Annotated in this window: 17 protein-coding genes; 9 read left to right on the top strand and 8 right to left on the bottom strand. The window is 63.3% G+C overall.

Annotated features, from left to right (window positions below; genetic code table 11):
• Window positions 1-129: 129 nt before the first annotated feature.
• The gene (locus PW789_RS19020) at window positions 130-1,239 is read left to right on the top strand and encodes a Rieske 2Fe-2S domain-containing protein (RefSeq protein ID WP_299379840.1); all 1,110 of its coding nucleotides are present in this window, start codon (window positions 130-132) and stop codon (window positions 1,237-1,239) included.
• Between the two features lies 1 nt (window position 1,240).
• Here the strand turns inward: PW789_RS19020 and PW789_RS19015 are convergent, their stop codons facing one another.
• From PW789_RS19015 to PW789_RS18995, 5 genes are all read right to left on the bottom strand, one after another.
• Complete coding sequence (locus tag PW789_RS19015; RefSeq protein WP_299379837.1) at window positions 1,241-1,642, bottom strand: hypothetical protein; 402 nt, start codon at window positions 1,640-1,642, stop codon at window positions 1,241-1,243.
• A gap of 70 nt (window positions 1,643-1,712) precedes the next feature.
• A complete protein-coding gene (locus PW789_RS19010) occupies window positions 1,713-2,519 on the bottom strand; it encodes a secretin N-terminal domain-containing protein (RefSeq protein WP_299379835.1) in 807 nt (268 codons plus the stop codon).
• On the bottom strand, window positions 2,520-3,137 hold the full coding sequence (locus tag PW789_RS19005) for a hypothetical protein (RefSeq protein ID WP_299379832.1): 618 nt from the start codon (window positions 3,135-3,137) through the stop codon (window positions 2,520-2,522).
• Complete coding sequence (locus tag PW789_RS19000; RefSeq protein ID WP_299379829.1) at window positions 3,134-3,688, bottom strand: RNA polymerase sigma factor; 555 nt, start codon at window positions 3,686-3,688, stop codon at window positions 3,134-3,136. The genes PW789_RS19005 and PW789_RS19000 overlap by 4 nt, the downstream gene beginning before the upstream one ends.
• Window positions 3,689-3,779: 91 nt before the next feature.
• The gene (locus tag PW789_RS18995) at window positions 3,780-4,916 is read right to left on the bottom strand and encodes a M20 family metallopeptidase (protein WP_299379826.1); all 1,137 of its coding nucleotides are present in this window, start codon (window positions 4,914-4,916) and stop codon (window positions 3,780-3,782) included.
• Window positions 4,917-5,123: 207 nt separating this feature from the next.
• On the opposite strand from PW789_RS18995, the gene lpxC reads away from it, so the two are divergent.
• A complete protein-coding gene (gene lpxC, locus PW789_RS18990) occupies window positions 5,124-6,044 on the top strand; it encodes a UDP-3-O-acyl-N-acetylglucosamine deacetylase (protein ID WP_299379823.1) in 921 nt (306 codons plus the stop codon).
• 17 nt (window positions 6,045-6,061) lie between these two features.
• On the top strand, window positions 6,062-6,556 hold the full coding sequence (gene folK, locus PW789_RS18985; protein WP_299379820.1) for a 2-amino-4-hydroxy-6-hydroxymethyldihydropteridine diphosphokinase: 495 nt from the start codon (window positions 6,062-6,064) through the stop codon (window positions 6,554-6,556).
• 134 nt (window positions 6,557-6,690) lie between these two features.
• Here folK and PW789_RS18980 read toward each other — a convergent pair whose 3' ends face one another.
• Together PW789_RS18980 and PW789_RS18975 are read right to left on the bottom strand one after the other, a co-directional pair.
• The gene (locus tag PW789_RS18980; RefSeq protein WP_299379817.1) at window positions 6,691-10,170 is read right to left on the bottom strand and encodes a TonB-dependent receptor; all 3,480 of its coding nucleotides are present in this window, start codon (window positions 10,168-10,170) and stop codon (window positions 6,691-6,693) included.
• A gap of 215 nt (window positions 10,171-10,385) precedes the next feature.
• The gene (locus PW789_RS18975) at window positions 10,386-11,531 is read right to left on the bottom strand and encodes a GGDEF domain-containing protein (protein ID WP_299379814.1); all 1,146 of its coding nucleotides are present in this window, start codon (window positions 11,529-11,531) and stop codon (window positions 10,386-10,388) included.
• A 174-nt stretch (window positions 11,532-11,705) separates the two neighbouring features.
• Between PW789_RS18975 and PW789_RS18970 the strand changes: the two genes are divergently transcribed.
• From PW789_RS18970 to PW789_RS18945, 6 genes are all read left to right on the top strand, one after another.
• On the top strand, window positions 11,706-13,514 hold the full coding sequence (locus tag PW789_RS18970) for a hypothetical protein (protein ID WP_299379811.1): 1,809 nt from the start codon (window positions 11,706-11,708) through the stop codon (window positions 13,512-13,514).
• Between the two features lie 47 nt (window positions 13,515-13,561).
• A complete protein-coding gene (locus tag PW789_RS18965; RefSeq protein WP_299379808.1) occupies window positions 13,562-14,662 on the top strand; it encodes a glycerophosphodiester phosphodiesterase family protein in 1,101 nt (366 codons plus the stop codon).
• Between the two features lie 121 nt (window positions 14,663-14,783).
• Window positions 14,784-17,765, top strand: a complete 2,982-nt coding sequence (locus tag PW789_RS18960) for a TonB-dependent receptor (RefSeq protein WP_299379805.1) — start codon at window positions 14,784-14,786, stop codon at window positions 17,763-17,765.
• A complete protein-coding gene (locus PW789_RS18955) occupies window positions 17,737-18,108 on the top strand; it encodes a hypothetical protein (RefSeq protein WP_299379801.1) in 372 nt (123 codons plus the stop codon). The genes PW789_RS18960 and PW789_RS18955 overlap by 29 nt, the downstream gene beginning before the upstream one ends.
• Window positions 18,109-18,209: 101 nt before the next feature.
• The gene (gene tgt / locus PW789_RS18950) at window positions 18,210-19,355 is read left to right on the top strand and encodes a tRNA guanosine(34) transglycosylase Tgt (protein ID WP_299379798.1); all 1,146 of its coding nucleotides are present in this window, start codon (window positions 18,210-18,212) and stop codon (window positions 19,353-19,355) included.
• A gap of 263 nt (window positions 19,356-19,618) precedes the next feature.
• Window positions 19,619-21,697, top strand: coding sequence for a heparinase II/III family protein (locus PW789_RS18945; RefSeq protein ID WP_299379795.1), 2,079 nt, complete (start codon window positions 19,619-19,621; stop codon window positions 21,695-21,697).
• 454 nt (window positions 21,698-22,151) lie between these two features.
• On the opposite strand, the gene PW789_RS18940 is transcribed toward PW789_RS18945, so the two are convergent.
• Window positions 22,152-23,606 (bottom strand): M20/M25/M40 family metallo-hydrolase, encoded by a 1,455-nt coding sequence (locus PW789_RS18940; RefSeq protein WP_299379792.1) that lies wholly within the window; start codon window positions 23,604-23,606, stop codon window positions 22,152-22,154.
• Window positions 23,607-23,809: the final 203 nt, after the last annotated feature.

Here is a 23,809-nt window from a genome sequence, read left to right as displayed (position 1 = left end):
CATGGACAGATGCGAATGCCGTTTCGTCTCAGGTAGAAGCCCTGCCTCATGCTTCGCCTATTTCTGCACGCAAGCGCCACCCGTGCCCTGCATCACGGTGCTTTATCGTAGAGTGTGACTGGTTCCTTCATGAGCGATCTCGTTCAGCTCAACTCGCAGACTCCCGGTCCGGCCGCCGAACTCATCTTCGGCGACTGGTATCCCGCACTGCGTTCGCGTGAGCTGCGGGTCGGCAAGATGACCACCGCTCTGCTGCTCGGCGTGCCGCTCGTGCTGGGCCGCAAGAAGGACGGCAAGCTCTTCGCCATGCGCGATCTCTGCCCGCACCGCGGCATTCCGCTCTCTGCCGGCTGGTTTGATGGCGAGCACGTGCAGTGCAAGTATCACGGCTGGAAGTTCGAACCCTGCAGCGGCCAGTGCGCCGAGATTCCCTCGCTCACCAGCCACGACGGCCTCGAACCCGGCAAGATCTACGCCGGGGCTTATCCCTGCGAGGAGCGCGACGGCTACGCCTGGGTCTACGTGCCCGAGGCCGGTGCCGGACGCTCTCTCGGTGCCCTGCCGCCCGTGCCCGAACTGCCTAAGTTCTCCGGGAAGTATCGCTCCGCGCACCTCGTCGCCGACCTGCCCTGCAACGTCGACCACGGCATCATCGGCCTCATGGACCCCGCGCACGGCCCCTTCGTCCACCAGGCATGGTGGTGGCGCTCCGCCGCCAGCATCCACGAGAAGACCAAGCACTTCGAGCCCATCGAAGACCCCTCGCACAACGGCCGCAACGCGGGCTTCCGCATGTCCTCGCACGCGCCCAGCAAAAACTCCGCGCCCTACAAGCTGCTCGGTGTCTATGGCGAAGACGTCACCACGACCATCGATTTCGTCCTTCCCAACCGCCGCTACGAGACCATCCGCGCCGGAGAAAAGTGGTTCGCCAGCCTGACCACCGTCACGCCCATCACGCCCTCCACCTGCCGCATCGACGTGCTGGCGGCGTGGAACATCTTCTATCACGTGCCGCTGGTCAAACCCATCGCAACCTACTTTGGCGCGAAGTTCGTGCGGCAGGACCAGCAGACCATGATCGAGCAGGCGCAGGGCCTGCGCTACCACCCCAGCCTCATGCTGATCGACGACGCCGACAAGCCCGCCAAGTGGTACTTCGCACTCAAGCAGGCAAGGCTGAAGGGAACCGGCGAGCATCCGCTGCCCGGCCCGGTCACGCTGCACTGGCGCAGCTAGGCTATTTCCTGCCGAAGATCGTCCGCCCGAAGTACAGCATCGTCAGCACTGCCACCAGCACAAACCATCCGCGAAAGACGATCTCCTGCGCGTACTGAAACGACGCGAAGCACTCCGCCTTGCCGAAGAGCCGGAAGAGGAAGACATCCTCGATAAAGAGCCATGCGGGCGGCACCAGCACCCATGCGCCCAGCAGCCATCCCTTCGCTGCATGCCGGTCAGGCGGAGTATGGCCGATGCGGTCGGCCAACACCTCTTCCCGCAGCCACGCCAACCCCTTCGCCAGAGAGAAGACGGCAACCACAAGGCCGCAGATCGTAATGGCGAGAGGAATCCCTCCCTTGGAGTGAAAGGTGCCTGCCATGCATGCCTGCGGAAGCGCGTCGGCGAGAAGAAACATCATGGGGGAGATTGTAGCGGGAGCCTCGTGCATGATGCGCGAACGCAGAGCCTCCCGCCACAGAACAGCAAGACTACGAGATCGGCTCGACCAGCACCTGGATCTCGATGCGCCGCGTCGTGCCGATGATGTCGAGCGAGCCGATAGTCAGCGGCTTGCCCAGCATCGGCGCAGCGCTGCCCTCAAAGACAGACTGACGCAGAATTGGGTCCTGCATCGCTGCAGCTACGGTTCGATCCTCAACCACGCTCGACTGCGAGACCTTGGTCTTCAGACGAAGCGTATCTGCGGAGTCGTCGAGAGTAACGTCGAAATCCATGCCTACATCGAGATAGGTGACCTGGTTTTCCTGCATATTCGGCTCTCCCTTCAGGTAGCTCCCAGTGATGATGGGCACCTTGTTGCCCTGTTTCAAGCTGACGTGCTGCCCTGGAACGGCCACCGTGCTGTAGTGCTGATCCCCCACCCGCTTCATTCCATCGAAGTCGATCAGCGTATAAGTCAGTCGATAGGTTTTGCGCGGCCTGTCGAGTGCTTCGATGATCGACTGAGCTAGCGCGACCTGGTCATCTGTTCCACCCGCCACGATTGCGTTCTGCGCCGGAGAGAGAAAAAGTCTCGTGGTTGGATCGACAATATTGCGAAGCCCGGTCAGAATCTCGTTCTGCTCCTGCTGGCTGGTCGCGTTTTTGAGATAAAAAGTATGCACTGACGCTACCGTCATGCGGCGGCTCGGATCGTGCGGGCCAACAGTCGTTGCCGGTGCAGCCGTAACGGCAGGCTTCTGCGGCTCAGGCGTCTGTGCCGTGGCGGTCAGCGTGATGGCCGAGAGAAAGGCAGCACCTGCAAGCAGGCGAAGCGGAGTACGTAGGGTTGTCATTTACTCTCCAATCTTGATGGGGGGTGGTGGTTTGAAGAACGCCTGGAACGCCGTCTTCTCCTGCTCGTCCTCGGCGGCTCTGCGTTCGTTGCTGATCTGGGCAAGATCGTCGGTGTGGCCGCCGCGCGCATAACGCAGCAGCAGCCGCTCCTGCGCCGTGACGGGGATTGGTGGCGCGGGATGGCTGACCGCAACGCTCGCATCTTTCATCTGTTCGGCAGCCGCCTGCACTTGCGCCGCATCGGCCTTCACCGCAGGCATGCGACGACGCGGCGCGGATACCGCCGCCGGTAGAGCGGCAGTGGTCTGCGGAGCGATCACGCTGCCTGAACGCGGAGTGGCTGCAGCTGATCGGTGAGTCGTCGTCGCTGATGTCTGATCGTCGCGATGAGCACTGCGGTTGACGACGACAGCCACAGCCAGCACCGCAAGCGCGGCGACAGGAACCCAGCGCAGTCGCGCCAGCAGCGACGGCCGTTGCTCATGCTCGCGATAACCATCGCGGCTGCGGGTGTCGAGCGTTTGAAGAATGCGGGCTTCCATACCTGCAGAAGGCTCGGCATCGCGCATAGCGCCCAGAATTTTATCGACGGGATTCATGTTGTTCTCAGGATTCATCGGTAGCCTGCTTTCTCCAGCCGTTCGCGCAGCCGCGTGCGTGCGCGAAACAGCAGGGAACGGACGGCGGAGTCGCTGCGTCCGATGACGGTCGCGATCTCCGCTGTGTCCAGGTCTTCGAGTGAGGTGAGGAGAAGCACATGCCGCTCCTGCGCGGGCAGGCGTTCAATCTCGCGCAGCGCGGCATGCATACGGCGTGATTCGTCGAGCGCCCTGTCGGCCGGTGTGCCCGGTGCGATCAGCGTATCGACAAACTCCGCATCCGACGGCCTCGTCTTGCGCCGCCGGATGCGGTCCAGCGAAAGGTTCCAGGCGATGCGCGCCAGCCACAGGCGCGGCTCGCGCACGCCGGACATGGCATACGGATGCTCCAGCACGCGGAGGAAGGTATCCTGCACCACGTCCTCGGCCTCGCTGCGCGACCGCAGCAGCGAGTGAGCGACGCGAAACAGCAGCCGGGAGTGCATCTCCACCAGCGCGGCGACGTCGATCTGCGACTCGTCGCTTCTGGTGGACGACAGCAATGCCAGGCTTTCCTCAAACGATGCCATAGGGGTCTTCTACTGTGGCAGACGCACGAACGCGCTTTGCGCTCGGACTTTTTTTGCTGCCGCAGCCAATCCCGTTGTCGCGCGTTCCGCGTCAGGCCGTCGTTGCGATCATCGCCGCCAGCAGCGCCGTCCGCGGAACCAGGTGTTCGACCACGAAGTGCTCATGACTGGCGTGCGCCCCCGCGCCCACGGCTCCCATGCCGTCCAGCGTCGGCACGCCCAACGCGGCGGTGAAGTTGCCATCCGAGCCGCCGCCCGTCGCTGCCTCGTCGACCTCAAATCCCAGCTGCGCGGCCAGCTTCTTCGCCTGCCTGAACAGCGCAATCGTTCCTGCCTTGCGCTCCATCGGCGGACGGTTGATGCCTCCGGTCACGGTCAGCTTGCAGGCCTTGTCGAAGGGCTTCAGCCCGGCAAAGAAGCGGTCCACCTTCTTCGCGTCCGATGCGCGCGCGATGCGCACATCTACCTCCACCGCCGCCTCCGCCGCGATCACGTTCGAGCGCGTGCCGCCGCTGATCACGCCGCAGTTCACCGTGCGTCCGCTGGGCAGGTCGGTAAAGGCCGAGATGCGTTCGATCTGCCGCGCCAGCTCCAGCACCGCCGAGTGGCCGCGCTCGAAGTCGACACCCGAGTGCGACGCCACGCCCGCGACGTGGACCTGGTAGTTGCCGATGCCCTTGCGCGCCGTCTTCAGAGCCAGCACCTGCGCCGGCTCCAGCACAAAGACCGCCGACGATTCGAGCGCCACCTTCTCCGTGATGGGCCGCGAGACCGGCGAGCCCACCTCCTCGTCCGGGTTCAGCAGCAGCGTCACCGGCGCATTCACCGATAGCTCCTTGAGGATCGCGATCGCCGCCAGCGCCATCATCACGCCGACCTTCATATCCAGCGTTCCCGGGCCGTAGATCTTGCCGTCCTTCTCCTGCCACGGCATCGTCTTCAGCGTGCCGTGCGCCCACACCGTGTCCAGATGACCCAGCAGCAGCACCGGTCTCCGGCGTGAAGAACGCGGCCCAAAGCGTAGTTCGTACACATCGCCGAAGCCTTTTTGCCTGTGGCGCTTCACTTTTCCGCCAAGCTCTTCCGCCCACCCGGCCACCATCTCCATGGCCCGGTTAACTGCGGCAGGATCTTCACTTGGACTCTCCAGCTCCACCAGCTCGCGCAGCCGGGAAAGTAGCCAGGGGGTCTTCAACTCGGTACGGGGGATCAGATCGTCGATGTTCATGCTAAGTGTAGGTACCTGTTTGATTTATTGGTGTTTACCTATCGAATAAGAAACGAAACTGTGTCTGATTTGCAACATCGACACAACAGCAATCGTCTGTAATCTTGTAGAGGATTTTAGAGCAGTTCCGTATTTCAGTAGACTCTGCCACGCCGAAAAGGGCAAAGCAGCATCACTGCCGGGGCCCTCTAACGGGGATAGATCTTCGTGGCAGCACAGCCTCACTTTGAGCGCACAATCCGGTCGGCGGTCGAGTTCAGCGGAGTTGGTCTGCACAGCGGTGCTCCTGTCTCCATGCGGCTGGTTCCCGCGCCAGCGGGCTCCGGCATCGTCTTCCGCCGCACCGACCTCGACAACTTCGAGATCACCGCCACCGGCCGCAACGTCGCCAAGGTCAGCTACGCCACCAGCCTCATGCGCGGCTCGGTGCTCATCTCCACCACCGAACATCTGCTCTCCGCGCTTATCGGCTACGGCGTCGATAACGTGATCGTCGAGATCAACAATCTTGAAGTCCCCATCCTCGACGGCAGCTCCCTGCCTTACATCCGCGCCTTCGACGAGACCGGCCTGAAGCAGCAGCGCCGCAAGCGCGAGTACATGCGCATCCTCAAAGAGGTCGAGGTCCGCGACGGCTCCAAGTTCATCGGCGTCTATCCCGGCAAGGGCTACGCCATCGACTACACCATCGACTTCCCCGAGCCCATCGGCTATGAGACCTTCCGTGGCGATCTCGCCACCGGCGATTACTCCAGGCTCATCGCTCCGGCGCGCACCTTCGGCTTCAAGGAAGACGAGGCCATGCTGCGCAACATGGGCCTGATCCGCGGCGTCTCCGACGACAGCGCCATCATCCTCTCGCGCAAGGGCGTCGAAAACGGCCCGCTGCGCTTCTCCGACGAGTTCGTCCGCCACAAGGTGCTCGATCTTATCGGCGACCTTGCCCTGGCTGGTCGTCGCATCGAAGGCCGCGTCGTCGCCGAGCGTGCAGGCCACGCCATGCACACAGCCCTGGTGCAGCGCCTGCTGCGCGACCGCAGTCTGTGGGAGATGGCGCATGGCTACGACGAGATCTCGGAGCCCGAGCCCGTCAGGGCCACCGCGCGTCTGCATCCCGTCACAGTTTAAAGGGACACCTCGGCAACGTGAGACATACGGCAGCAATTGCTCTGGGGTCGAACCTCGCATCTGTTTACAGTGACCGCAACACTGGCGGTGATCGAGAGGCTGACCGCGAGGCCAACCTGCGTGAGGCCATCCGCCGTCTCGGCGACCTGGGCGACGTCACCGCCGTCTCTTCCTTCTACGACACCGAGCCGGTCGGCTACATCGATCAGCCACGCTTCCTGAACGCCGCCGCCCTGCTTCAGACCTCGATCGATCCGCTCGATCTACTGCGTGCCCTGCTGGCCATCGAGCATGCCATGGGCCGCGAGCGCCTCATCGACAAGGGGCCGCGCGTCATCGATCTCGACCTTCTGCTCTACGACAATCGCATAATGAGCACCGTCGAGCTGACCCTGCCTCACCCCGAGATGCACACCCGTCGCTTCGTCCTGGAGCCGCTGGCCGAGATTGCAGGCGACTGGACGCACCCTGCACTTCATAAGACCGTCGCCGATCTGCTGCGCGGTCTGTAGCTCTACGCACAAAGTAGCCCCACGCACAAAGTAGCCCCACGCACAACGAGTCGCTTAAAAGAAACTGCCCGGCTCGCTTCGTCAGCGGTCCGGGCAGTCTGCGTTTGCGTCCGGTCTTGCCGACCGGGTGCGGGTTAGAAGTGGAAGCGGGCCGACAGCTGCGCCACGCGCGCGTCAGGAGTCTCGGCTGCTGTGCCGGAACCTCCGAAGCGCGTGCTGGTGATCTGCCCAAAGCCGCTGCCGATGGTTGCGTTCGGCTGTCCGTAGGCCGGCGTGTTCAGGGCGTTGAACAGGTCGGCGCGGATGTCGAGCGCGGTGTCGCGGTAGAGGGTGAACTTCTTGAACAACGAGAGGTCCACGCGGTTATAGCCCGGTCCATACACCATCGAGCGTCCATACCCGCCGTAGGCCGCGATGTCGTTCGGGCCGGTGGCGACGGGAGGATTGGTGAAGGCGCAGGGGTTGAACCAGGTGTTCACGGTCTTCACCTGCGTCGCGCAGGTTACGCCCGTCCCCGGGTTCGTCAGGTTGGTCGAGTTCACGTCGCCCACGCGGATACCCTGCGCCTGCGCCGAGCCGTTGGTCGGATCGTTGTTCGGCTGCACCACCTGCGGCTGGCCCGACTGCACACGGAACAGCGTCGTCACACCCCAGCCGCCCAGCAGGGCGTCCGCGACGTGCGACTTGTTCATGTACTTGCGGCCGATGCCGAACGGCAGGTCATACTGCACGTTGATGACGGCGCGATGACGGGTATCGGCGAATGAAGCGCCGTAGTCATAGCCGTATCCCAGCTGACGCCAGTTGCGATAGCCCGAGCCGGACTGGCCGCTGGCGCCCAGCGGAAGGAACGCATCGTCCAGGTTCTTCGAGAACGTGTACGTCGCCAGGAAGTAGAGACCGTTCGAGGTACGGTGCTCCAGCGTCGCCTGTCCGCCGTTGTAGTTGCTCACGGCCGAGTACGACTCCAGGCTGCTGCCTCCAAACTGGTTGAACGGACGCGCCGCCTGCACATTGGCGCCCGGCGTCAACAGCGTCGGAATCTGGTTGGCCTTCGGGTTCGAGGTCAGGTGACGGCCCAGCGAACCGACATACGAGAGCGTCATCGTCGTGTTGTTGTTGATCTGACGCTGCACCGAAAGGTTGTAGATCTCCGTGTACGGCGTCTGAATGTTCTTGGGATACATGCGGAAGTCAGGCGTCTGCACGTAGTTCGAGAGTCCCTGCGCGATCGCGTCCGAGAAGCCGTTCTCCAGCGTCACGCCGCTCGTCGGGCAGTTACCGGCCGAGCACGATCCGCTCGTGATGTTCGACGTATAGAGGAACGGTGCGTTCGCGCCCAGGTTCGGGTAGAAGCCCACCGCCTCGATGCCGCCGAAGAACAGGCCGAAGCCTCCGCGGACGACCGTCTTGTCGTTCACCGCGTACGAGAAGCCGAACCGCGGCGAGAAGTTCATCTTCTGCGCGTTGGCCAGCGAGTTGTTGCTCGTGTACACCACCGGAACGTTATTGGTCGCCAGCGAGTTCAGCAGCGACGTCGGCAGTGTGTACTGCTTCGCCGCGTTCGGCAGCAGGAACTGCGCCGTGTTGGTGTTGTAGTCGACCAGGAAGTTCGCCTGCCGCCCATTCAGCTCCTCGACCGGCTGGAAGTACTCCCAGCGCATGCCGAGATTCAGCGTCAGCTTCGGCATCGCCTGCCAGTCGTCCTGGAAGTAGGCTGACCGATACCAGCGCTGGTTGCGCACCGTCGAGCTGTTCGAGATCGAGGCGCTCTCCATCTGGTCGGCCAGCATGTCGGCCGCGCCAAAGCCGGTCGTCGACGACTCGCCCGGAACCTGCGTGTACTTGCCGGTGAAGTTGAACGTGCCGCGCGGCGTCGTCGGCTGCAGCGTCTGCACGCGGATGCGCTGGAAGTTCACGCCCATCTTCAGCGTGTGGCGATGGATCACCTTCGAGACGTTGTCGAGCAGCTGCGCGACGTTTTCATACTCATCGGTCGGCACATACTCCGGCGAGCCGAACGAGGTCATGCCCGTCAGGTTGAAGTGCGGTGTACCGCCGTTGCCGTCCGAGAACGGAATGCCGCCCAGCCCGAGCTGCGACGAGACGTCCGTACCCGAATACGCCTGCGTGTACCGTGCGTTGATCCAGTTGTAGCCGAAGCGGAACTCGTTGGAGAGGGTCGGCGAGAAGAAGTGATTCTCACTCACCGTGAAGTTACGCGCCTTGTCCTGGATGGTGCCGCCGGAGCCAAAGCCGCTGCCGTCGAGGATGCCGAAGGGGCTGGGGAAGCCCTGCGACTGGTTGAAGACGCTGTAGCGGGTGAACGCCTGGTCCTTGGCGCTGGCGTTCCAGTCGATACGGCCCTCGTACTGCACCGTGTTGTCGCTGGCCGAGCTCTGGAAGCGGTAGTTGTTATAGGTCTGTCCGTCCACGCCCAGGTTCGGGGCGGGCAGGGCATTCGCCACCTTCTGCGCGGTGGGGCTGATCTGGCTGGCGCAAAGGACATTCTGCTGCCCGTTGCACTGCTGCAGCGTCGCGCCGCCCGAACCCGGTGTGTACAGCGTGCGCACGTTGTTGTTGGTCAGGCTCGGGCTCAGCAGTTCGCTGAAGTCGCCGCCGCGCATCTTCAGCGTCGGCACCGAGTTGATCGACGTCTGTCCGAAGATGATGCGGTTGGCCTCGGCGTCGCCGAAGAAGAACAGCTTGTCCTTGATGATCGGTCCGCCCAGTGTGCCGCCGAACTGGTTCTGCCGGTACTTCGGCTTCGTCGACTGGAAGAAGTCACGCGCATTCAGCATGTCGTTGCGCCAGTACTCCCACAGCGAGCCGTGCAGGCCGTTGGAGCCGGATTTGATCGACATGTTCACCACCGCACCGGCGGCGCGTCCCAGCTCGGCGTTGTAGTTGCTGGTCTGCACCTTGAACTCCGCCAGCGCATCCGGCACCGGCTTAAACACGTACGAGGCGCCGTTGGGGATGTCGACCAGCACGGCGTTGTTATCCACGCCGTCCAGGATGTAGTTGTTCTGCTGCGAACGCTGGCCGTTGGCCGAGAAGTCGCCCTTGTTGGCGCCGCGCGATCCCTGCTCCGCCGGAACCACGCCCGGCGTCAGCTGTGCCACAAAGATCGGGTTGCGGTTGAGCAGCGGCGTCTTCACGATCGCCTCAGCCGAGACGGTCGCTCCCGTCGAGGCCTCTGCCGTCTGCAGCAGTGGAGCCTCTGCGCTCACCTCAATGCTCTGGTCCGCCGACACCACACCCAGCGTCAGCGTCACGTCAGCTCGCGAGCCCGCCGTCACATTCACCCCGCGCTGCTCAAAGCTGCGGAAGTTATCCGCCGATGCCGTCAGCGTATAGACGCCGATCTTCAGCGGGGTAAAGACATACGCTCCGCCGCCGTCCGCGGTGCGCTCCAGGGTGAAGCCATTCTGCTCGTTAACAAGTTTTACTTTCGCGTTGGGGATGGTCGCTCCTGTGGAGTCGATGACGGTGCCTGCAATAGCACCTTGGTCCATCTGCGCACTGGCGAAGGGGAGGGTTAATACCAGCATAGCCAGAAGTCCTAAGATCTTCAGGGCCATGCTCTCGGGGAGGAGAGCAATCTTTTTCATGTACCTTTTACCTGCCTGTGAGCGTGTGTGATGCTTCTTCGTTAGGTCAGGGAAGCCTAAACTAATCAACATATGTTGTGCAAACGGCCTTTTAATTGACCAACCGTCACTTACAGCCATTTATCTGGGACGAATGGGGCTTTTCGACACATAGTTAGAGGGAGTGATTCGGGGGGAATCAGGTCAGGATTGTCGCCGGGAGGGCAGGGTGGGGCTCAAAAGAAGCAGACCCTGTCGCGGCCGTTGGCCTTGGCGCGATACAGGGCGATATCGGCCTCATTCAGGAGTGCGGCCGCGGTAACTCCACGGCGGCCACGGAGACTGGTGGCGCCGAAGCTGGCCGTCACCCGGATGTCGATCGAAGGCAGCAGCGAGGTCTCCTCGCGCAGGATCTCGCACAGTCTCTCCAGCACGGGGCCGGACTGGTCAAGATCGGCGTTGGGAAACAGCAGCACGAACTCCTCGCCGCCGAAGCGCCCGATCACGTCGGTACCCCGCAGCTGGGCCGCGATCAGCTGCGCCACGCTCATCAGAATGGTGTCTCCCACGGCGTGGCCGTACTGGTCGTTGAGGTTCTTGAAGTGGTCCAGGTCGAGCATGGCGACGGTCAGCTCATCGCCAAACCGATGATTCCGCGCCAGTTCGCGATCCAGCGTCTGCTCCAGGCCGCGGCGGTTCAGCACCCCGGTCAGCGGATCGATCATGCTCTGCTGCACCAGCTCCCACTCCTGCCGTGCCTGAATCATCCACACATACGCCAGCGGCAGCAGCGAGACGTTGACGATATAGGTGACCACCGAGACGATCGCCAGCCGTGAGCCCGCCGCGTCCGGGTCGACGTGCCGGACAAAGACCACCCACACCCGCGCCAGCTCGACTGCCACAAAGAACGCGAGGAACAGTCCCATCAGCAGCCGTGGCGCCCGCGTGGACTTTTCCCTGCTGTTGAACAGCAGCTCCGCCGTCACCATGCACACCAGCGCGATCAGCAGGTCGGCCAGGGTGTTGCTGGGAATGCGGTTCGGCGAGCTGCTCCAGGCGAGAAAGAAGGGTAGTCCCGCCGCCAGAATCAGTACCGAGATCCAGATCGGCCTCCGGCTGCGGCGGTTGAAGTACACCAGCGAGACGTTCAGCAGAGCGTACGACAGGGGAATCATCTCCTCGTTGATTCCATTACCGAACCACGCAGGCATGTGGTGGCCCAGAATATCCAGGGTCGCTCCCATCGTATTGGCCAGGAAGCTGTACCAGAGCCACCGGCGTACACGATCGCTCCACCGCTGCATCGCCAGAACGCCAAAGACGATGGTGAAGCACAGTAGCTGAATATCTTGGATAAGAAGTGTTGCGTCGAGGAGCATCTGCTGCTCCCATCATTAGGGACGAACCGTCATTGCGCAATACATCCTCGGGGGTAGCTTTCGCAACGTCTGGGCAATTGTCCGGTTATGGGAAAGCTCCCGAATCTTTGGTAAGCGCTCTGCCGGACGTCTATCCTTAGGCATCCGCGCCGTCCGCCGGATCAAGGAGTCGCAATGGGTTGTCGCTGGCTGCGCCGGTCGTTCTGGGTGGGTGCTTTTACGTTGTGGGTGGCAACCGGTGCCGCCACCGGGGCGCAGCAGCAGAAGACGATGCTCTGCCACATGCCGGAGATGACCGGCGTCATCGACGACCCGGCAAAGCTGGCTCCGCCGTTGAAGATGCAGGGCATCGGCAACGGCTCCATCGCCATCACCGCGGCCAATGACGATGCGAAGATGTGGTTCAACCAGGGACTCAACCTGCTGCACGACTTCTGGGACTACGAGGCTACCCGCGCCTTCGAGCAGGCCGTGCGCTCCGACCCAAAGTGCGCCATGTGCTACTGGGGCCTCTATCAGTCGGCCGCCTTTCGCGGCAATGGCGTAGCGTGGGGAGCCGATGCGCTGAAGAAGGCGCAGAAGCTCTCCAAACACGCCAGCAAGGCGGAGAAGCTCTACATCAAGGCCTCCGTCGTGGCGGCGGAGGAAGAGGCGAAGAGCGCCGGACACCCCTCAAAAAATGGCAAGGATCAGGCGTACCGCGATTCGAAGGAGACGAAGATTCTCCGCGAGCTGGTCAGGCTGCAGCCGGACGATGTGCAGGCGAAGATCTTCCTGTCCGGTTCCATGCGGGATGGCTTCGACAAGAAGGGCGAGCCGAAGGCGGGAACGGAGCAGAGCCAGCAGCTGCTGGTCGCTATCCTCAAGGAGCATCCCGACGACACCGCAGCCAACCACTACTGGATTCACGCCGTCGAGCCGGGCAATCATCCCGAGCTGGCGCTTGAGAGCGCACGCAAGCTGGGAGGCCTGACGCCCTCCTCCGGCCACATGGTGCACATGCCCGGCCACATCTTCTACCGCACCGGCGACTACGAGACCGCGCGGCAGTCGTTTGAGGCCTCCATGCACGTCGACGAGGCGTACATGAAGGCGCAGAACGTCACCGTCGCCAACGACTGGAACTACGTCCACAACCTCATGTACCTCATCGCCGATCTCACCGAGGCGGGACGGTTGAGCGAGGCGACCGAGATCTCGGCTAAGCTCACCCACGCTCGCGGCGAGGCCGGAGCCACACTCTACCGGCAGACGCCGCGCGATGGCCTGACGCGCCTCAACGTGCAGCTTCCCGTGATGCTGCGCGCCGGCGACTGGAAGGACGCGACCAACGCACTGCAGGCGAGCACGCCCGATCCCGAGCTGAAGAACCTCGTCGCACTGCGCAGCGCGATGCTGAACTACACCGAGGGCATGCTGGCGCTCGAGCACGGCGGCGTGAAGGCTGCGCGGCAGTCGGCCGACGCGCTGGATGCCTACATCAAGACGAAGCCGCAGACCCCGGCAGAATCCATGCCGCAGGGCATGATGGCGTTCATGGCGAAGGATGCGATGGCCGCGCCGATCCACAGCTTCATGGACGTGGCCTCGATGGAGCTCACCGCGAGTGTGCTGCTGGCCGAAGGCCGTGGCGTCGAGTCGGACACGATGTTCAACAAGGCCGCCGACGCCGAGCGCGACCTGGGCTATCGCGAGCCGCCCATGTATATCCGTCCCGTCGGCGAGACGCGCGGCGACGCCCTGTTGCGTGCCGGTCGCCCCGACGAGGCGAAGGGAGCCTACGAGGCTGCGCTGAAGGATCGCCCCAACTCCGGCTATCCGCTGTTCGGGATCGCGCAGGCCGATGCCGCGGCCAGGCGCCACAGCCAGGCCACCTCCGACTACGCAAAGCTGCTGCACGTCTGGGCCAGCGCCGACGCCGACCTGCCGCAGATGCGTGTGGCTCGCGCGTGGATCAACGGACAGACCACAACCGGCGAGTGACCCACTCTGTAATCTGAGGGTAACGATTGTGTAAGATCGTGAGGTTTATGACCTCAAAGATCGTCTACGGTGTTTTGGCATGCGCTTGCGCTGCCGGAACGATGAACGCACAGGATGCCAGCGTGAACCCTTACCTGCAGCTGATGGAGAAGGCCGGAGCGCATGCCGCACAGCACGGCGCGGTGCAGCCCGTGCTCTCGCCCGTAGATGCCACCGTGCTCAACGGCGAAGTGCCGGTGAAGGAGCTGCAGGCCAGGGGCTTCAAGGTGGTGCCGTGGACGACGAACGATCCCGACAAGATGCGTGCCATCATCCGCACCGGCGTCGACGGCCTCATCAGCGATCGCCCCGACCTGCTGCAGCAGGTGGTCAGGGAAGAGAAGCTCACGCACTTCGACGTCACCGCGCATCGCGGCGGACGAGGCCTGCGGCCCGAGAATACGCTGCCATCTTTTGAGAGCGGACTCGACCAGCTGGTCTCGACGCTTGAGACCGACACCGGTGTCACCACCGACGGCGTCTCGCTCATCTGGCACGACCAGTTCCTTAACCCGGAGAGCTGCCGCAAGGCCGATGGCTCACCCTACACGCTGGAGAACCGCGTCTTCACCAAAGACATCTCCAGCACCGAAGCGCAGAAGACCTTCATCTGCGACAAGGTGCACTTCGGCGATGCGCAGAAGAACGATCTCGCCCTCTCGCCTGTGGCTGTCGCCTTCGCAAAGAAGGAAGGGCTGATCAGCCCCTATGTGCCCACCTACGCCGCGCAGCTCTTCCGCTTCGTAAAGTTTTACGTCGAGTACTACAGCACCGGCGAGGGCAAAGCCACGCCGCATGCGAAGGAGCGCGCGGAGAATGCCGCGAAGGCTCGCTTCAACATCGAGACCAAGATCATGCCCGACGGCATCGCCACCGACGAGGCGCACCGCAATCACACCGTCGGCCCGCAGGCCTTCGTCGATGCACTCTGCGGAGCCATCGTGAAGAACGATATGGTGTCGCGCGCCGAGGTGCAGAGCTTCGACTTCCGCACTCTGCTGCTGGTCGCCGAGCAGTTCCCGCGCATCCCCACCTACTACCTCACAGGCCCGACAAAAATGCTGACAACGCCGCTGGTGCCGGAGTCGCTGCGCCCCGCGGCCCGCTAACACACGCATGGTTCACCACCGTCGCCCGTCGCACCACCCCCGACAGGCGACGGTTTTCTATTGATGCCGTTGTAACGTTTCTGTAATCGCGTCGATACAAAATCTGCCTACTTTCAAATGCATGCGTAAAAAGCTCTCCCTGCTTGCAGTGGCGCTCGTGTGCCTTCTGATCTCCTCAGGCCGTGCGTTTGCCCAGTTTGAAAACGGCAGCATCGTCGGTACGGTGCACGATTCCTCGGGTGCTGTTCTCCCCGGCGTCACCATCAAGGTGACAAATAGTGCGACCGGCATCGTCAGCACGCGCCAGACCAACGACAGCGGCGACTACGAAGTTCCCGCGCTGCGCGTTGGCCAGTACAACGTCGAGGCCACCAAGCAGGGCTTTGCCGCAAGCCATGCCACCGACATCACGCTCTCGATCGGTGCCCGCCAGCGCATCGACCTCACGCTCAACATCTCCGGCACCAGCGAGACCGTCGAGGTCTCCGGCGTCTCGCTCAGTGTTGAGACCGAGACCAGCCAGCGCAGCCAGATCGTCACCCAGTACCAGACCGCGGCGCTTCCGCTCGTCAGCCGCAACTACTCCGACCTCATCGGCCTTGCCACGGGCGTCCGCCAGAACCTCAGCGGCATGTCGTCCACCTCCAACACCGGCCTGGTTCGCGAGGGATCGTTCAACGTCAACGGCCAGCGCTCCATCTTCAATAACTTTCTGCTCGACGGCATGGACAACAACGCCTACGGCGAATCCAACCAGGGCTTCTCGAACCAGATCATCCAGCCTGCGCCCGACTCCATCGCGCAGTTCCAGGTGGTGACCAACAACGAGACCGCCGAGTACGGCCGTGCCTCCGGCGCCGTGGTCAACGTGGCCTTCGCGCAGGGCGGCAACAAGTTCCACGGCCGCGTCTACGAGTTCCTGCGTAACACCGACCTCAACGCCGTCGGCTTCTTCCGCCCGCCGGGAGGCCAGAAGCCCTCCTACAACCGCAACCAGTTCGGCGGCAACATCAACGGCCCCATCGTCAAAGATCATCTCTTCTTCTTCCTCGACTACGAGGGCTTCCGCCAGGTGCGCAAGCAGGTCTCGACCGCGACCGTGCCCACCGTCGCGCAGTCTAACGGCATCTTCTCGAAGACGGTTTACGACCCCTACACCGGCACACCGTACGCCGCCGGCACCTCGATTCTGAACTCGCCCAACATCTCGTCCTCGGCACGCACGATGGCCGGCCTGATCGGCGGCCTGGGCCAGAGCAACGCCACCACCAGCAACTTCACCACCTTCCAGCGCTCCAACAACTACACCGACAAGGGCGACCTGCGACTCGACTACACCATCGATTCGAAGAACTCCGTCTTCGTCCGCGCCTCGCACCTTAAGACCAATGCGACCGACTTCCCCATCTTCGGTCTGCCGCTGGACGGCGGCTCCAACGGAAAGCAGCGCATCCTGGACCAGCAGATCGCCGGCGGCTATACCCGCGTCGTCAGCCCAACCCAGCTGCTGGACGTACGCTTTGGCTTCTCGCGCACCCGCGCCGGAAAATACTCCCTCTCGATCGGCACCGACCCCGGATTCACCTTTCCCGGCCTGCCCACCGATCCCACCGTCGCGGGAGGCATTCCGTCCATCGGCATTACGGGCTTCAACTCGCTCGGCCGCCTGGCGACCAACCCGCAGTTCCAGAATCCTTCGCTGCTCAACCCCAAGGTCAACTACACCTGGGTGGTCAAAAACCACTCCCTGAAGGCGGGCTACGAGTACCAGCAGATCTGGATGGACGTGCAGGATACCAATCCGCTCTACGGCGGCTTCACCTATGCCGGCGGCTTCAGCCGCAACTACGTCGGCGGCAAGACCACCGAGACCTCCACCAGCGACAACACCTTCGCCGACTTCCTCTGGGGAGCCACCAGCCAGTACAACCTCTCCAGCTACTTCGTTGCGCAGCTCCGCAACCGGTCCAACTTCGCCTACGTGCAGGACGATTGGAAGGTGACGCCCAGGCTCACCGTCAATATGGGCGTGCGCTACGAATACACCACGCCCTATTGGGAGGCGCAGAACCGCCAATCCAACTTCGATCCCTCGCTTGCCGCCTCAAACCCCGCCGGCGCGATGGTGCCCGTCAGCTCCACCGGCAACAAGTACGGCTATAAGCCCGACCGCGACGACTTTGCCCCGCGATTCGGATTTGCGTACTCGGCCGACGACAACACCGTCATCCGCGGCGGCTACGGCATCAGCTTCTCGCACTACGATCGCGCAGGCTCGGGCAACATCCTCGCCATCAATCCTCCCGAGGCGCTCTTCGTAACGGTCTCCCAGACCGCGCCGCAGGCGGGAGGCTCCAACGCAAACTACGTCCGCATGGACCAGGGCTTTCCCTCCTCCACGCTGACCTTCAATCCGCTCACGGCCAACGTCACCTACATCGACAGCAACCGCTACCGCGACAGCTACGTGCATAACTATTACGTCGAGGTGCAGCGCAGCCTGGCCAAGAACATCCTCTTCGACGTGGCCTACGTAGGCAACCACGGCCTGAAGCTGCTGCAGCTGGCCAACCTCAATCAGAAGGACCCGGCCAGCAACTACGCCCGTCCGTACCCCACCTACGGCGACATCACGGTTGCCCTGCACTCCGCTTACTCGCACTACGACGCTCTGCAGGTGCGCTACGAGCAGCGCATGGTGTCCGGCCTTACGCTGTTGAACTCCTTCACCTGGTCGCACGCGCTCGACAACGCCGGTGCCTCGCTCGAAGCCAACACGCCCTCGCCGCAGGACATCCGTAACCTCGCCGCCGACTACAGCCAGTCGGAGTACAACCAGCCGGTGGTCAACACCACCTCGCTGGTCTACGAGCTGCCCTTCGGCCGCGGCCGCCGCTGGCTCAACACCGGCGGCATCGTCAACCAGGTGCTCGGCCAGTGGCAGGTCTCGGCCGTCAACCAGGTGATGAGCGGCTTCCCCTACCAGATCACCTACACGCCGTCCGGCCGCCTTCCAGGTCTCGGGCATCTCGGCCAGCTACCGCGGTTCGAACCTCTATCGCCCCAATCGTGTCGTGGGCCAATCGCTCAACGCGCTCGATAAGTCGAAGTCCAACGGCACCTCGCTGCAGTACATCAACCTGGCCGCCATCCAGCTCCCCACCAGCGTCGCCGGGGCCACCTCGCCCTTCGGCAACATCTCCCGCGATCCCGGCCGCAGCCCCATCTTCACCACGCTGAACCTCGCCATCAACAAGCGTTTCGCCACACCCGTGGAGTCGCTCAAGGTCGAGTTCCGCGGCGAGCTCTACAACGCCTTCAACCACACCAACTTCACCCAGCCCGGAGGCTCCATCGGAACCTCCACCTCGGGCCTCACCGGTGGAACCATCACCAGCACGTTTGATCCGCGCATCATCCAGTTTGGACTGAAGGCGTTGTTCTAAAGACCCGTCATCGATGTCCTCCTCAACCGGCCACGCGTGTGGCCGGTCTTCTTTTGTGCGCGAGTTCAGCCGGTCAAGCGCGGGCCGATACAATCGTAGGAATGGCTTTATCGTTTGAGATCCAGGCAACAGCGGCCGCAGGAGGCCGCCGCGGCGCACTCACGCTGCCGCACGGCATCGTTCAGACCCCCGTCTTCATGCCGGTAGGGACAGCAGCCTCCGTCAAGACCGTCGAACAGGGTGTGCTCGAGCACATCGGACCCCCGAAGCCCGACGGCACGCCGCGCGGCGCCGAGATCATCCTCGCCAACACCTATCACCTCTACCTGCGCCCCGGCCACGAGCTCATCGCCCGCCTCGGCGGTGTGCACAAGTTCATGAGCTGGGACCGCCCCATGCTCACCGACTCCGGCGGCTTCCAGGTCTTCAGCCTCTCCAGCCTGCGCAAGGTCACGCCCGACGGCGTCGAGTTCCGCTCCCACCTCGACGGCTCCAAACACTTCTTCTCGCCCGAGCACTCCATCGACGTGCAGATCGCGCTCGGCGCCGACATCGTCATGGTCTTCGACGAGTGCGTCGAAACCCCCGCCAGCTGGGAGCGTACGAAGGAGTCGATGGGCCTCACCCATTCCTGGGCGCAGCGCTCGAAGGATCACTTCGAAGCCAATCAGCACAAGGTGCCGTGGTTCGGCGAGCGCAACGGCGCCACCCAGAGCCTCTTCGGCATCGTGCAGGGCGGCATGTACGTCGACCTGCGCAAAGAATCGGCGGAGCATCTCGTCGCGATGGATCTGCCCGGCTATGCCATCGGCGGCCTCGCCGTCGGCGAGCCCCGCGAGGTCACCCGCGAGATGATCGCCCGCACCCTCGAATGGCTGCCCAAAGACAAGCCGCGTTACGTCATGGGCGTCGGCTATCCCGACGAGATCGAGGAGTACGCAAAGATGGGCGTCGACATGATGGACTGCGTCCTGCCCACCCGCGCCGGCCGCCACGGCCTCGTCTTCCGCCGCAACGAGGACGGTGCCATCGAGCGCATGAACATCAAGCGCAAGGAGTATGCCGAGGACCAGGACCCCATCGACACCTCCTGCCGCTGCATGGTCTGCGCCCGCTACACCCGCGCCTACCTGCGGCACCTCTTTGTCGCAGGCGAACCGCTGGGCCTCATGCTGAATTCGATCCACAATCTGCACTTCTATCTCGCGACGATGGATCGCGTGCGCGCGGAGCTGGCGCAGGGCTGACGCATCAACACCCACAAGCCTGCCCACCGCCGCACTCCGTGAACCTGCCCTCTCGCCCGCCACGCCACTACACCCGACAAGCTGTCATCTCGACTCGCGAGCACAGGCCACTTATCAACAAAACTGTCATCTCGACCGAAGGCGCAAAGCGCCGCAGTGGAGAGACCCGCTTCTCTGCCGCCAACCTCGCCCGGCCACGCAAAGGCATCTCTCGCGCCCCGGGCCTTTGATCCACGCGCCGCGAAGATGAGATAGTGTTGCGCATGAACCGAAGGGAACTTCTGCGCGGCACGGCCGCACTTGCGGGCATCAGCCATCTCTCTCCTCTTGCTTCCATCGCGCAGTCGCAGGCCACGGCCTCTGCCGTCACCAAGCCATCGGACCATTTCCTCGCAACCACTTTTTCCGAACAGCTGCTGCGCTCCCATCTTGTCCCCATCGGCCAGTGGAGTCCCTATCCGAAGGTCACGGATCGCGACGCATGGCTCAAGGTCCCCGCCGACCTGCGCGCGCTGATGGTGAAGAACGCCGGGCAATGGGTGGGCAAGCCCTGGCCGCAGCTCGAGGCCGTCACCGCCCTCGACTTCAAGCGCAACGGCAACCGCACCCGCTTTGAGGAGCTCAGCTTCGGCCGCCGCGTTCGCCTCGTCGATCTCGTCCTCGGTGAATGCGCAGAAGGCAAAGGCCGCTTCCTCGATGAGATCGCCAACGGCATCTGGCTCATCTGCGAGGAGACCTTCTGGGGCGTACCCGCGCACCTCGGCGCGCAGAAGGCCGGCGTCGGCCTGCCCGACGTCACCGAGCCCATCGTCGATCTCTTCGCCGCCGAGACCTCCGCCTCGCTCTCCTGGACGCACTACCTGTTAGCCGATCAGCTCGCACAAGTCTCCCCACTCGTGCCGCAGCGCATCCGCGTCGAGACGCGCCGCCGCATCCTCGATCCTCTGCTCCATCGCAACGACTTCTCGTGGATGGGCCTGCAGGACGATCCCGTCCACTCCGACAAATGGATCGACTTCGGCGCCAAGGTCGTCTATCCCAAACGCGTTCCGCTCAACAACTGGAACACGTGGATCAACTCCAACTGGCTCGTCACCATCATGCTGCTCGAAGACGACGCCGACCGCCGCATGCAGTCGCTCATGAAGAGCTGCCGCAGCCTCGACCAGTACCTGCACGACTACTCGCCCGATGGCGGCTGCGAGGAAGGCCCCGTCTACTGGCAGAAGTCGCCCGGCGCGTACTTCGACTGCTGCCGCACCCTCTCCTCCGCCGTCAGCGGCGCGGCCGATGTGATGACGAACCCTTTCATGCAGCGCATGGGCCAGTACATCGCCGACGTTCACATCGCGGACAATGCCTACGTCAACTACGGCGATGCGCACATGGAAGACGTCGCTCCCGCAGAGCTGATCTACCGTTACGGCGTCGCCGCAAACGTTCCGTCGCTGATGGCCTTCGGCGCGTATAACTCCTCGAAGCACGGCCTCGGTGCCACCGGCGACGAGAAGGCTATGGAAGAAGTCCTGGGCCCGCGTCGCCTGCCCAGCCTCGCCCGCTCCTTGCCCGACGTGCTCTTCACCAACAAGATCCGCGCCGCGAAGAAAGAAGATGCGCTCGGTCGCGATGCCTGGTATCCGCATCTGCACCTGATGACGGCGCGCCTCAAACAGGGAAGCGTCGACGGCTGTTATCTCGCCGTGCAGGCCGCCAGCAACGGCCGCAGCCACGGGCACAACGACTCCGGCAGCTTCATCGTCTTTCACGACGGCGAGCCCGCCATCATCGACCCCGGCGTCGAGGCTTACACCGCGAAGACCTTCAGCCCGCAGCGCTACACCATCTGGACCATGCAGTCGGCATATCACAACCTGCCCACCATCGGCGGCGTCATGCAGCACGAGGGCAGGCCCTACGCCGCCAGCGACATCACCTACTCCACCGGCGACGATGCTGCGCGCATCGCCATGAACCTCGCCACCGCCTATCCGCCCGAGGCCGGAGCCACGCGCTGGATGCGCGAGATCGTGCTCGATCGCAAGGCCAACGCCGTGCGCCTGCACGAGCAGTTCAAGCTGGCCAAACCCACTTCCATCGCGCTCTCCTTCATGACGCCGCGCACGCCATCGGAGAGCAACGGCGCCGTCACCCTGCACTCCGCAAAGCCCGGAGTAAAAGACGTCGCCATCCGCTTCGACGCCAAAGCACTCGCCTTCAAATCCGAGAGGATCGAGCTGGAAGACGCCAGCCTCCGCCGCTCCTGGGGCCCGGCGCTCTATCGCGTGCTGCTGACCTCGACCGCTCCGGTCGCAGAAGGCGACTGGAGGTTCGAGATCGGTTGAAGCGGCTCTTGGCTCTCATCCGAAGCGGGGCTCATAGCAGCCGGCCGAAATTTTTCGTCTTGTCATTCCATAGCGAACGCAGTGAGTGAAGGAATCTGCTTCACCACACCCCACAACCTTGTCATTGATTGAAGGAACCTGCTTCTCCTTCACCAAACCCACAGACTTGTCATTGAGTGAAGGAGCCTGCTTCTCCTTCACCAACCCCCATAAACTTGTCATCTCGACCGAAGCGACGAAGTCGCGCAGTGGAGAGACCCGCTTCTCTACCGCCAACCTCACCCGGCCACGCGAAGCACAACTCTCACCCCATCCACCTCTTCTCAACCCTCAAAAGAGTGTCATCTCGACCGAAGGCGAAGCCGCAGTGGAGAGACCTGCTTCTCAACCAGCAAATCTCACCCGGCCGCGCGAAGCAGATCTCCCACAGCCAAGCAGATCTCCCACAGCCCGACTAAGGCAGCACACCGGTCGACTTGAAGTACTGGTAGTCGTCCCACTGGTTGGCCTTCTTCAGAAACTCTTCCACCTGCGCGGGCGTGTCGTGCGGTGCAATGCGTTGTGCGGAGTCTGCGATCGCATACGCCGTCGCAGCCGTCGTCGCCACGCCCTGGTTCAGGTCGGCCTGGTTGACCGAATCGAACGAGTCCGAAGCCTTGTGATGCAGCTTGAAGTACTTGTCCGTGTCGTTCCACAGCACCAGCGTCGGCACACCCTGCACGTCGAAGCCGATGTGATCGGTCTCGTACAAAAACTCCACCGAGGTCGTCGTCTGGTTCGATCCAAGTCCCGCCAGCAGCGGCTCGACATTGCTCAGCGCGGGCGTCTCATCCTCGCGGCCCATCACGTACCAGCCCTTCGCGGGCTGCGCGCCGGTATCGGAGATCAGAACGCAATCGATCGACGGCATCTCCGCGGCATGCGCCTTGGCGTAAGCTACCGAGCCGATCAGGCCCTGCTCTTCTCCTCCGAAGAGAACGAAACGCACCGTGCGGCGCGGAGCCTTGCCGCTGGCCTTGATGGCGCGTGCCACATCGAGAGCCGTGGCCACGCCGGTGCCGTTGTCCTGCGCTCCCGTCGCCGGATGCCACGAGTCGAGATGCGCGCCCACGATCACCACCTCGTTCGGCAGCTCGCTGCCCGGAATCTCGGCGACCACGTTGTTCACCTCAACGTCCTTGCGGATGCGGTTCTTGAACGAGAACTCCACCGACACCGGGCCGTGCTCCAGCATGCGCTTCATCAGCTGAACATCTTCATAGCCCACCTGCGCAATCGGCACCGGCGCGATGCTTCCGTCGAAGCTCAGCGCCGAGGCGCTCTCCGTGCCGTTTGCTCCGCCCACGATCATCACCGCGCGCGGCCCCAGCCTGCCCAGCTTGTCCAGCGAGCGCAGCAGCTGTGTCAGCTCCAGATCGGCCATGCTCTTGTTGTCGAGCAGCACGACGTTGCCGCCGATCTTGTCCTTCTGCGCGTCCAGGCCCTCCGGCGTCAGGTGCTGCAGGTAAACCACATCACCCTTCACGCCAGATCCCGGCGTCGAAGGGCTCCATCCCATCGAGTAGATGTGCAGCGTCTGCTCGCGCGGCGTAATGATGCGCCCGGTCGCGGCGGTCTCGGGCTCCCACGTCGCCTTCATCTTCCACGCCTCGGTGTGAACGTTGCTCAGACCCAGCTGTTTGAACTGGTCCTGCGCCCACGCCACGGCATGAACATAGTTGGAGGAGCCGGTCAGCCGCGGTCCGACGGTATCGGCAAGCTGACGGTCGTACTCATAGGCCTGCCCGTTCACCATCACATCGCCGACGATGCGGCTGACGGTGGCGCGCGTCTCGCTGGAGACCGGCATCTGGGCATAGCTGAAGGGAGAGAGGGTTGCTGCAAGAAGTGCAATCGCAAAGCGGTACATTCAGGGACGGTATCACAACGAAGCCGCGACGTTCATGGAGTGAGACAGGGCCCGAACGGTTCACTTCGGCGACGTGGGTAGCGCCCACCAGCGTCGCTACTCCGCGTCTCACCTCGACGCCATGGAAGCACTCCCGCAATCCATCGTCATCCCGGCCAAAGCTCGGTACAAGCGCTCCAAAATTTTGTCATCTCGACCGAAGG

This window comes from Edaphobacter sp. (assembly GCF_028283685.1).
In the GTDB taxonomy this organism is placed as follows: Bacteria; Acidobacteriota; Terriglobia; order Terriglobales; family Acidobacteriaceae; genus Edaphobacter.
This window is presented reverse-complemented; position numbering and strand designations above follow the sequence as displayed.

Bases quoted from the DNA above. Each gene is read 5' to 3' on its own strand.
- PW789_RS19005 (WP_299379832.1), bottom strand. From the start codon at position 3,137: ATGAATCCTGAGAACAACATGAATCCCGTCGATAAAATTCTGGGCGCT.
- PW789_RS18970 (WP_299379811.1), top strand. From the start codon at position 11,706: ATGGGTTGTCGCTGGCTGCGCCGGTCGTTCTGGGTGGGTGCTTTTACG.
- PW789_RS18995 (WP_299379826.1), bottom strand. From the start codon at position 4,916: ATGAACATCGACGATCTGATCCCCCGTACCGAGTTGAAGACCCCCTGG.
- PW789_RS18945 (WP_299379795.1), top strand. From the start codon at position 19,619: ATGAACCGAAGGGAACTTCTGCGCGGCACGGCCGCACTTGCGGGCATC.
- PW789_RS19020 (WP_299379840.1), top strand. From the start codon at position 130: ATGAGCGATCTCGTTCAGCTCAACTCGCAGACTCCCGGTCCGGCCGCC.
- PW789_RS19000 (WP_299379829.1), bottom strand. From the start codon at position 3,688: ATGGCATCGTTTGAGGAAAGCCTGGCATTGCTGTCGTCCACCAGAAGC.
- PW789_RS18940 (WP_299379792.1), bottom strand. From the start codon at position 23,606: ATGTACCGCTTTGCGATTGCACTTCTTGCAGCAACCCTCTCTCCCTTC.
- PW789_RS18965 (WP_299379808.1), top strand. From the start codon at position 13,562: ATGACCTCAAAGATCGTCTACGGTGTTTTGGCATGCGCTTGCGCTGCC.
- tgt (WP_299379798.1), top strand. From the start codon at position 18,210: ATGGCTTTATCGTTTGAGATCCAGGCAACAGCGGCCGCAGGAGGCCGC.
- PW789_RS18980 (WP_299379817.1), bottom strand. From the start codon at position 10,170: ATGAAAAAGATTGCTCTCCTCCCCGAGAGCATGGCCCTGAAGATCTTA.
- PW789_RS18960 (WP_299379805.1), top strand. From the start codon at position 14,784: ATGCGTAAAAAGCTCTCCCTGCTTGCAGTGGCGCTCGTGTGCCTTCTG.
- PW789_RS19015 (WP_299379837.1), bottom strand. From the start codon at position 1,642: ATGATGTTTCTTCTCGCCGACGCGCTTCCGCAGGCATGCATGGCAGGC.
- PW789_RS18975 (WP_299379814.1), bottom strand. From the start codon at position 11,531: ATGCTCCTCGACGCAACACTTCTTATCCAAGATATTCAGCTACTGTGC.
- PW789_RS19010 (WP_299379835.1), bottom strand. From the start codon at position 2,519: ATGACAACCCTACGTACTCCGCTTCGCCTGCTTGCAGGTGCTGCCTTT.